Raw genomic sequence first — 9,257 nt, 5'->3', positions numbered from 1 at the left:
CGGTCCGTTCGAGCCCGACGCGGCGACCCTGGAGGGGCAGGGCATGACCGTCGTCGTGGTCGCCGCCGGCGACGAGCCGGTCGCGCTCGTCGGGATCCGCGACGAGCTGCGCCCCGAGGCCGCCCACGCCGTGCGCCAGCTCGCCCTGGACGGTGTCACGGTCACCATGCTCACCGGGGACAACGAGCGCACCGCCCGCGCGCTGGCCGCCCAGGCCGGCATCAGCGAGGTCCGTGCCGCCCAGATGCCCCAGGACAAGGAGCAGGCCGTGCGCGCCTCGGCCGAACACGTGCCCACCGCGATGATCGGCGACGGCGTGAACGACGCCCCCGCCCTCGCCGCGGCGAACGTCGGGATCGCGATGGGCGTCGGTGGGTCGGCCGCCGCGATCGAGTCCGCCGACGTCGCGTTCACGGGCAACGACCTGCGCCTGGTCCCCCAGGGTCTGGCCCACGCCCGGCGCGGGCGGCGCATCATGACCGGCAACATCGTGCTCGCCCTGGCGATCATCATCGTGCTGTTCCCGCTCGCGCTGTTCGGCGTGCTGGGCCTGGCCGGCGTCGTGCTCGTCCACGAGATCGCCGAGGTCGTCGTCATCCTCAACGGCGTCCGCGCCGCACGCGGGACCGCCACCCTTACCGCGCTGCCGACGGTGCCTGCACCGACACGACCCGCGCCGACACCGACTTCCACGATCTAGAGGAAGGAACGCAACGAGGCCGACAGAGAGTTCGGGAACACGAAGAGTATAGTTCGGCTACATGGATCTTGCAGTCGGGCAGGACTCGAGGCGGGCGGCGCCGCGGACCGAGCGGCTCGGTTTGCTTCGCCTTCTGGGGCCCGCGTTCGTCGCGTCGGTCGCTTACGTCGACCCGGGCAATGTCGCGGCGAACGTCTCCGCCGGGGCGCAGTTCGGGTTCCTGCTCGTGTGGGTTCTGGTCGGGGCGAATGCGATGGCCGTGGTGGTGCAGTATCTGTCCGCGAAGCTGGGGATCGTCACGGGTCGCTCACTTCCTGAGGTGCTAGGGCAGCGGTTTACTCGGCCCGCCCGTCTCGCCTATTGGGGCCAGGCCGAGCTCGTCGCGGCGGCCACTGATCTTGCTGAGGTGATCGGCGGGGCCATCGCCCTGAACCTCCTATTCGATCTGCCGCTCGTGCTGGGCGGCGTGATCACGGGCGTGGTCTCCCTGGCGCTTCTCGTGCTTCAGCACCGACGGCGCCAGCGTCATTTCGAGTTCGTCATCACCGGTCTGCTTGTCGTGCTCACCGTCGGCTTCACGGCTGGCCTTTTTGTCACCCCACCGCCGTGGGCACAGGCCGCGGCCGGGCTCGTTCCTCGCTTCGATGGCCCGCAGTCCGTCCTGCTCGCGGCGTCAATGCTCGGCGCGACCGTCATGCCCCACGTGATCTACCTGCACTCCTCCCTCGCGCGCGATCGGCACGGCCGATCGCGTACGGACCTGGAGACTGCGCATCTTCTGCGTGCGACACGCTGGGACGTCGTCATCGCGCTGGCAATCGCCGGTGGGGTGAACATTGCGATGCTCCTTCTGGCGGCGACCAACCTTGCTGGGCGGGACGGAACCGACACGATCAGCGGGGCCCACACAGCAATCGCAGCAGCACTCGGACCCACAATCGCGGTGCTCTTTGCCGTCGGTCTGCTCGCGTCAGGACTCGCTTCGACCTCAGTCGGGGCGTACGCCGGGGCGGAGATCATGCGCGGCCTTCTGCGGACACGCATCCCTCTTCTAGTCCGACGCTTGGTCACGCTCACCCCGGCGCTCCTACTGCTTGCTACCGACGTTCCGCCGACGAGCATGCTCGTCATCAGCCAGGTCGTACTCAGTTTCGGTATCCCGTTCGCACTGATTCCCTTGGTATTGGTTACCCGCGACGCGGGGATGATGGGTGCGCGGCGCAACGGCGCCCTGCTGCACCTATCGGCGTGCGCCATCGCTGCGGTCATCGTCGTGCTCAACATCACCCTGCTGACCCTGACGATCGTGGGATGAGCGTCGAGACGACCAGGTGCCCGGATAGGCATCGCGCGATGCAGCTTCAGCCCACCTCCGGACGTTGCCGCGGATCTCGCGCGAGCCGCGATCGTGCTGCCGCTCTCCTCGGTGCACACCTGACAGGCGGAAGTGGCGCGGTAGGCCGCGTGCGAGGCCTAGCAACGGCTGGGTGGTGGCAACACCGCGTTCCAGTGGCAGCTCGGCATGAACATGCTCTTCCATCTGACGACCTGGAACGCCTCGGCGAGTAGTCGCTGGGTGCGGTCACCGGTGTCGTGGTCTCCATCCCGGCGACGGTCGTCTTTCTCCTGTGAATCCGACGCCAGCACTGGCCGCCAGGGCGCAAGGTGTGGTTGGCGATCGATATCGGCCTTGCCATCGCCGCGGCTGCTGTCGGGTTCCTGTTCCTCTGGGCGACAGCCTGCGTGGTGGCGTGCGCCGTCGTGGGTCCATGTGGCTTTCGTCCCGCCACGCACCACCCCCGGTCTGGTCGCGCCATTGGGATCGGGCGATGGTGCTTGTTGCCGACTAGATCGGCGTGACGAAACCACCGACCCAACCCTGCATCGTCGTCATCAGGACGGTCCACAGTCCGGTGACCATGGCCAGGCCGATGAGGACGAGCACGGCGCCGCCGGCGATGTTGATTGCGCGCAGGTGTTCGCGGAGGAACGTGGTGGAACGCTTCGCCCACCCGAAGCCCCACGCGACCAGGCCAAACGGGACTCCCAGGCCGAAGCAGTACGCGAGAGCGAGTAGCGCCCCGCGTCCGGCCGTACCGGCGTCCACGCTGAGCGCGGAGATGGCCACGAGCGTCGGGCCCAGGCACGGGGTCCAGCCGAGACCGAACACCACCCCCAAGACCGGGGCTCCGACGGTCCCGACCCGCGGCGTCCAGGACGGGCGCACCACGCGCTGCAGCGGCCCGACCTGCCCGACGAACACCAGGCCCATGAGGACCACCAGGACCCCGAAGACGCGGATCATGAGGTCCTGGCGCTGCACGAGCCAGGACCCGAGCGCGCCGAACAGGGCGCCGTAGGCGACGAACACGACGGTGAACCCGGCAATGAACAGCCCGACCCCGAGCATGAGGCGCCGCCGCGAGACCTCGCGCCCCATCCCGCCCACGTACCCCAGGTAGCCCGGCACGAGCGGCAGGATGCACGGCGAGGCGAACGAGACCAGCCCGGCGACCATGGCGAGTGGGAGGGCCAGGAGCAGGCCGCCGGAGAAGACGGTCTCGGTGACACTCACTGGCCGAGCGCGCCCTCGACGGCCCGAATCAGGTCTTCGGGCGTCTGCACGGTCAGCTTCTCGCCGTCGAGGAAGAACGTGGGGGTGCCTTGCACTCCCAGGCGTACGCCTTCGTCGAAGTCGGACTGGACGCGGGCTGCGACGTCGGGGTCGGCCACGTCGGCGTCATACTGCTCAATGTCCAGGCCGATGTCCTGGGCGAAGCCGCGGAACACTTCGGCCTTGGACTCGCGTGCCTCGCCCCACTCGGCCTGCGTGGCGTACATCTGCTGGTACATCGCCTCGATCTGGTCCTGGCGGGCGGCGGCCTCGACCGCGATCGCGGCGTTGTTCGCGTTGGCGTGCGAGGGGATCGGGAAGTAGCGGATCACCAGGGTGAGCTCGTCGGCATTGCGCTCGCGCAGCTGCTCGACGGTCGGGTAGTAGGCGCGGCAGACCTCGCACTCGAAGTCGAGGAACTCGACCAGAACGGCCTTCTCCTCGGGTGCCTGGTTTAGGACGTGGCTGTTGTCTCGCACGACCTGAGGGTCACCGCTAGGCGCGGCTGCGCCGTCATCGGTCCCCGAGGACAAGATGAACCAGACCAGGATGGCGACCAGTCCGATCACGCCAACCAGGAGAAGGGACTGCAGGACTCGTCGGGTCGTCATGGGTTCCTCGGCGGTTGGGTAGTGGGTTGCGAGACGGCGGCGCCGCTCGGGTCGTCGGGTGCCCCCGGAGCAGGCTCGGCACGGTCGATGCCGTTGCCTTCAGATGAAGTCGCCGTAGCGGGGTCGGGGTGCCGGGTGCCGTCGGCCGCGGCCTGCTGGCGCTCGAGCTCGGCGAGGGCGTTGCGTTCGTTGCGGTCGGCGTGAATGATCGCGCGCATCGCGAGCCAGAACAGCAGTCCGACGCCGATGGAGGGCACGACCCCCGCGATGATGGCGGTCCACGGGATGGTCACGGGTGGTCCTCTTCCAGGGCGACGGGGTTGCGGTGATCGGTCGCGGGACGATCGTTGAGGATGCTGCCGACCATGCGGCGTGCGTCATCGCCGACGAAGCCGAGCAGTGCTGAACCGCGGGTGCGCTGCCACGGCCGCCCGATGACGTGCAGGCCCGCGATCCGGGTGCGGTGGTCGTCGTGGACTAGGGCGCCGTGCGGGTTCAGCGCCCGGGAAACGGCGATCCAGGAGTCGTCGTGGCGGTACCCGGTCGCCCACACGATCGTGTCCGGCCGGCAGGTCGTGTCATCCGCGAGCACCGCGTCCGGGCCGGTCACCTGCCGCACCCGCTCGCGAACGCGCACGCCCAGCGCCCACAGGTCGGCGTCGGAGATCCCGATCACGGGGTCGGTCATCCGCAGCCGACGACCGAGAACGCCGCCAGAGGCGCGCAGGGTGGCGGTGCGCGTCATCCACCACAGCGCGGGCCCGGCAGCGAACGCCTGCCGCACGCTGCGCAGCCTGCCCGCACAGGCGAGGTGGACCTCGCGGTCGTCGCGGGCGAGCTCGAGCGCGATCTGTGCGCCGGAGTTGCCGCCACCCACGACCAGGACCCGTCTCCCCGGTGTCGCCTGCGGACCGCGGTAGTCGTGCGAGTGCAGCTGCACGATGTGCTCGGCGGTCCCGTGGGCGAGGTCGGGAACGAACGGCGTGTGGAACGCGCCGGTCGCCACGACCACGCGCCGCGCCGTGGTCGCCCCGTGCGTCCCCGAGGCGACGAACACCCCGGCGTTGTCGACGCTGAGCTGGTCGACACGCACGCCGTGACGCACGATCAGGTCGTGGTGGCGCGCATAGTCGGCGAGGTAGGCCGCGACCTCGTCCTTCGTCGGGTAGTAGGCGCCGGGCCACGGGTTGGGGAAGTCGGGCAAGGCCGTGTAGCGGCCCGGAGTGACCAGCCGCAGCGAGTCCCAGCGCCGGGCCCAGCTGGCTCCGGGGCGTTCGCCCGCGTCGAGCACGACGTAGTCCACGCCGGCGCGGGCGAGCAGGGCCGCGGTGACGAGCCCCGCCTGGCCACCTCCGACGACCAGGACGTCGTGCCGTGTCGCGCCGTTCATCCGGCGGTCAGCCCGGAGTAGGAGTGCTTGCCGTTGATGAGCAGGTTCACCACCGTGAAGTTGAACAGCACGCAGCTATATCCGACCAGGACGAGGTAGGCGGCGCGGCGACCTGTCCAGCCGCGTGTGGTGCGCGCGTGCAGGTAGGCGGCGTAGACGATCCAGATGATGAACGTCCACACCTCCTTCGGGTCCCATCCCCAGTAGCGACCCCACGCGCTCTCGGCCCAGATCGCCCCACCGATCAGCGTGAAGGTCCAGGCGACGAACCCCACCGCGTTGAGCCGGAAAGACGTCGACTCGAGCGCGGCCGGCTCCGGCATCACGTCCAGCCACCGCCACCAGCGCCGCCCCAGCACGACCCCGCCCTCGTCGCGGTGGTCACGCAGCAGCTGCAGCGCGGACAGGATCGCGCTGACGGTGAAGATCCCGGTTGCGCCGATCGCGACGCCGACGTGGATCACGAGCCAGTACGACTGCAGCGCGGGGAACAAGCCCGTGGCCGGGGTGTAGAACGCGTTCAGCGCCAGGACCAGGAACAGCGCAGCGACGCCGGTGACGAACGTGCCGGCGAACCGCAGGTCCCGGCGTGCATTCAGCACGAGGAACGCGAGCAGGGCCGCGCACGTACCCACCAGGGTGAACTCGTACATGTTCGCCCACGGGGTGCGCCCTGCCGCCATGCCACGCAGCACGATCGCAACGACGAGCAGCCCCGTGGCGAGCCAGGTGGTGGCCATCGCGATCCCGGCCGCGCGACGCGGCATGGTGACCGCCGTCGCCGCTGGGTTCACGCGCTGGCCGCCGCGCGGGTCGGCACGTTGAGCGAGGTCGACCGCGAACGCGATCAAGGCGATGACCAGGGCGGTGGCGCTGGACCACACGAGCAGCACGCTCAAAGCAGAGATCTCCATCGTCGGGTCTCCTCCGAAGACGGCCCATGCCGCGCCAAGAATGCGCAGCAAGGGTGCACAGGAACAAGGGTGCGCTCAACTCGTGTCGAACATCCGGGGGCGAAGCGTCGACGAGGGCCCAGCGTGGTGGTGCGGGGGGAGGTGAGCGAGGCGGTCAGCGACCGCAGGCCAGGCGGTGCTGGCGCGTCGTGGCGGCCGGACGACTACGTCCGGCTGACCCCCCAGACCCATGGATCGGCGACAACGGGTCTCCGTGCGGCTCGCAAGACACCCACGAGGGTACGAAGACCGGGCAGGCGTCTCGTGGAGCGGTGCAGCATCGCGCCCCGGGCTGCGATGACGACACCGGCGATCAGCAGCGCGCACAGGCACAGCAAAGTCAGCACCTCACCGTGCGGCACCTCGCTGCCACCGAGCTGCGCAGCAGCCTCTTCGGCGGACGGGTCCTGGGTGACGTGCTCGGCAGCCACCACACCGGCGGCGGCCGGCGCGGTCGAGTCGACGGTGGTGAGGGCGAACAGTCCGGTCAACGCGAGCAGCGCGAAGACGAGCACGAGCCGCGTTGCGGCCGCGCCCACGCGAGGTCGAGTCGAGGTGCCCATGACGAGGGTGATGATAGAGGTACGACCTGAACCCGAGCCGAGGGCGCTCCCGGCCAGGTCTGCTAGCGTCCGGACCCGTCCCGGCGGCAGGAACGGAGGTGCAGGTGCGCATGGGCCCTCTGCTCCCAACGCAGTTCGACGGCCCCGTGTGGCTGCCGACCGAGCCCCCGTCATGGGAGACGTTCCTCGCCCCGACGCTGCAGCCCATCCCGGTCATCCCCGTGCTCGGGCTCCTCGCCGCCGCGGCGTACCTGGCCGGCGCGATCCGCGTCTGGGCCAGCGGGCGGCGCTGGTCGCCGTGGGCGACGCTGTCCTTCCTCACCGGGTGCGCCGTCCTGGTCGTGGTGATGGGCGCCGGCGTGGAGGGCTACGGCCTGGAGATGTACTCGGTGTTCATGTTCCAGCAGCTCACCCTCATGATGGCCGTCCCGCCGCTGCTGGTCCTGGGCCGCCCCGGCACGCTGCTTCTGCGCGCCACCCCTCATACCCGGATGGGGCGGCCCGTGCTCATCGCCGCCCGGTGGGGCCTGCGATCAGGGGCCGGTCAGGTCGTGCTGCACCCAGCCCTGATGATCCCGCTGTTCCTGCTGTGCTTCTACGCCCTGTACCTCAGCCCGCTCGCCGGCAACCTCCTGGGCACATGGACCGGACACCTCTCCCTCGAGCTGCTGTTCCTGCTGGCGGGGATCCTGTTCACCATCCCCGTGCTTTCCCGCGACCCGCTACCCCGACCCCAGGGACACCTCGGGCGGGCGGCGGACATGTTCATCGAGATGCCCACCCACGCGTTCTTCGGCGTCATCGTCATGATGGCTAGCGCCCCCCTGGTCTCCGCATTCACCCACCCACCCGCGACCTGGGGAGTGGACGTGCTCGCCGACCAGGGCGTCGCCGGGGCGCTGGCCTGGTCCTATGGCGAGCTGCCCTCGCTGATCATGCTGCTGATCATCTTCGTGCGCTGGAACAAGGACGAGACCCGCCGCACCCGGGCGGCCGACCGTCGCATCGACCAGTACGGCGACCCCGAGCTCGACGCCTACAACGACTACCTGCGCCGACTCGGCGACGGCAATACTTGAACCCCGCCCCGACCTTGCCGCGGCTACTCAGGCGTGCCGGGTATCAGCGGGCTCGTGCTCGCGCAGGCGCTCGGTCTCGAGCTGGAACGTCGAGTGCTCCAGCGAGACCGGGAAGTGCTCTGCGACGCATTCGCGGATGTCATGCAGGATCGTCGGGGCGTGCCCGTCGGTGAAGCACTCGTCGTCGACGACCACGTGCGCGGAGATCGTCGGCAGCCCCGTCGCCACGGTCGAGGCGTGCAGATCGTGGACGTCACGCACGTGCGCCAGACCGAGGATGTGCGCCCGGACCTGGTCCAGGTCCAGACCCTTCGGCGTGAACTCCATCAGCACGCTCGTCGTCTCTCGCAGGATCGTCACCGCGCGCGGCACGATCAGCGCCGCGATGAACAGGCCCGCGATCGCGTCCGCCCGCTGGAACCCCGTGGTCGTAATTACGATCGCCGCCACGATCACGCCCAGCGAGCCGAGCGCGTCGTTGAGGACCTCCAAGAACGCGGCCCGCATGTTGAAGTTCGCGCCCCGGCTGGAGGACAGGATCACGATCCCCGTGATGTTCGCGACCAGGCCCACGATGCCGAACACCAGCAGCTCGGACGACTGCACCTCGGGCGGCTCCACCAGGCGCCGCACCCCCTCGACCGCTGCGTACACCCCGACCACAATCAACAACGTCGCCTGCGCGAGCGCGGCGATCACCTCGATCCGCCGGAATCCCCACGTGCGGTGCTTGTTCGCCGGCCTGAGCATCAACGTGGCGGCGATCAACGCGACCAGCAAACCCGTGGCGTCCGTCAACGCGTGCGCCGTGTCGGTCAACAGCGCCAGGCTTCCCGTGACCCACGACCCGATCGCCTGCGCCACCACGACCGTCGACGTCAGCCCGAACACGATCGCGAGCCGGCGACGAAGGTCCGGAGCCGCCCCACCGGTCGCATCGGCCGGACCGTGACTGTGCCCCGCGCCCATCAGGCCCCCTCCCCCGACGTCTCCGGATGCACCAGGTGAGTGCACAGCCGCACCTTCTCACCCGTCGCGCCCAGCAACCGCTCGGCACCCACCAACAGGCCCGCCAACAGCTCGGGCTCGGACAAAGAGAACCACGACGACCGTCCCTCTACGCGCACCGTGACCAGCCCGCACTCACGCAGGCACCCCAGGTGCCCACTCACCGTCGACTGCGCCAACCCCATGTGCTCCACCAGATCCCGCACCCGGTGCTCACCGATCGCCAGGTGCTGCACGATCGCCAACCGCGTCGGCTCGGACAGCGCATGGAACAGCTCCGCGTACACCGCCGTGGCCACGACATCGATCTGCCGATCCACCGGTCGCGGCACAACCCCA

11 protein-coding genes are annotated in these 9,257 nt (G+C 69.7%); 3 read left to right on the top strand and 8 right to left on the bottom strand.

The genetic code is table 11. The annotated features are described in order from the left end of the window. Together ACI769_RS19740 and ACI769_RS19735 are read left to right on the top strand one after the other, a co-directional pair. A partial coding sequence (locus ACI769_RS19740; RefSeq protein WP_409142167.1) for an HAD-IC family P-type ATPase occupies positions 1-700 on the top strand: 700 nt, incomplete at its 5' end. A 61-nt stretch (positions 701-761) separates the two neighbouring features. Further along, positions 762-2,015, top strand: a complete 1,254-nt coding sequence (locus ACI769_RS19735; protein WP_211934234.1) for an Nramp family divalent metal transporter — start codon at positions 762-764, stop codon at positions 2,013-2,015. A 531-nt stretch (positions 2,016-2,546) separates the two neighbouring features. Here the strand turns inward: ACI769_RS19735 and ACI769_RS19730 are convergent. The 6 genes from ACI769_RS19730 to ACI769_RS19705 form a co-directional block, all read right to left on the bottom strand. Beyond that, positions 2,547-3,275, bottom strand: coding sequence for a cytochrome c biogenesis CcdA family protein (locus tag ACI769_RS19730; RefSeq protein WP_391516462.1), 729 nt, complete (start codon positions 3,273-3,275; stop codon positions 2,547-2,549). Next, complete coding sequence (locus ACI769_RS19725) at positions 3,272-3,883, bottom strand: thioredoxin domain-containing protein (protein WP_244985817.1); 612 nt, start codon at positions 3,881-3,883, stop codon at positions 3,272-3,274. Before ACI769_RS19725 ends, ACI769_RS19730 begins: the two co-directional genes overlap by 4 nt. Positions 3,884-3,921: 38 nt before the next feature. After that, entirely contained in the window at positions 3,922-4,218 is a 297-nt protein-coding gene (locus ACI769_RS19720) for a hypothetical protein (RefSeq protein WP_155099786.1), read from the bottom strand. After that, on the bottom strand, positions 4,215-5,315 hold the full coding sequence (locus ACI769_RS19715; protein WP_155099787.1) for an NAD(P)/FAD-dependent oxidoreductase: 1,101 nt from the start codon (positions 5,313-5,315) through the stop codon (positions 4,215-4,217). Before ACI769_RS19715 ends, ACI769_RS19720 begins: the two co-directional genes overlap by 4 nt. Further along, complete coding sequence (ccsB, locus tag ACI769_RS19710; RefSeq protein WP_155099788.1) at positions 5,312-6,229, bottom strand: c-type cytochrome biogenesis protein CcsB; 918 nt, start codon at positions 6,227-6,229, stop codon at positions 5,312-5,314. Before ccsB ends, ACI769_RS19715 begins: the two co-directional genes overlap by 4 nt. 203 nt (positions 6,230-6,432) lie before the next feature. Then, a complete protein-coding gene (locus tag ACI769_RS19705; RefSeq protein ID WP_155099789.1) occupies positions 6,433-6,831 on the bottom strand; it encodes a hypothetical protein in 399 nt (132 codons plus the stop codon). 110 nt (positions 6,832-6,941) lie between these two features. On the opposite strand from ACI769_RS19705, the gene ACI769_RS19700 reads away from it, so the two are divergent. Next, positions 6,942-7,910: a cytochrome c oxidase assembly protein gene (locus ACI769_RS19700; protein WP_155099790.1), complete on the top strand. Its 969-nt coding sequence runs from the start codon at positions 6,942-6,944 to the stop codon at positions 7,908-7,910. A gap of 27 nt (positions 7,911-7,937) precedes the next feature. Here the strand turns inward: ACI769_RS19700 and ACI769_RS19695 are convergent, their stop codons facing one another. Further along, positions 7,938-8,879, bottom strand: a complete 942-nt coding sequence (locus ACI769_RS19695) for a cation diffusion facilitator family transporter (protein WP_155099791.1) — start codon at positions 8,877-8,879, stop codon at positions 7,938-7,940. Next, positions 8,879-9,250: an ArsR/SmtB family transcription factor gene (locus tag ACI769_RS19690; protein ID WP_409142169.1), complete on the bottom strand. Its 372-nt coding sequence runs from the start codon at positions 9,248-9,250 to the stop codon at positions 8,879-8,881. Before ACI769_RS19690 ends, ACI769_RS19695 begins: the two co-directional genes overlap by 1 nt. Between the last annotated feature and the right edge of the window lie 7 nt (positions 9,251-9,257).

Origin of the sequence: Cellulosimicrobium sp. RS (genome assembly GCF_046159675.1) — a bacterium.
In the GTDB taxonomy this organism is placed as follows: Bacteria; Actinomycetota; Actinomycetes; order Actinomycetales; family Cellulomonadaceae; genus Cellulosimicrobium; species Cellulosimicrobium funkei.
The sequence above is the reverse complement of the archived record's forward strand: the minus strand, read 5'-3'. Positions and strand labels throughout refer to the sequence as shown.

Excerpts from the sequence above, each read along its gene's own strand:
- ACI769_RS19735 (WP_211934234.1), top strand. The coding sequence starts at position 762 with ATGGATCTTGCAGTCGGGCAGGACTCGAGGCGGGCGGCGCCGCGGACC.
- ACI769_RS19715 (WP_155099787.1), bottom strand. The coding sequence starts at position 5,315 with ATGAACGGCGCGACACGGCACGACGTCCTGGTCGTCGGAGGTGGCCAG.
- ccsB (WP_155099788.1), bottom strand. The coding sequence starts at position 6,229 with ATGGAGATCTCTGCTTTGAGCGTGCTGCTCGTGTGGTCCAGCGCCACC.
- ACI769_RS19705 (WP_155099789.1), bottom strand. The coding sequence starts at position 6,831 with ATGGGCACCTCGACTCGACCTCGCGTGGGCGCGGCCGCAACGCGGCTC.
- ACI769_RS19700 (WP_155099790.1), top strand. The coding sequence starts at position 6,942 with ATGGGCCCTCTGCTCCCAACGCAGTTCGACGGCCCCGTGTGGCTGCCG.
- ACI769_RS19695 (WP_155099791.1), bottom strand. The coding sequence starts at position 8,879 with ATGGGCGCGGGGCACAGTCACGGTCCGGCCGATGCGACCGGTGGGGCG.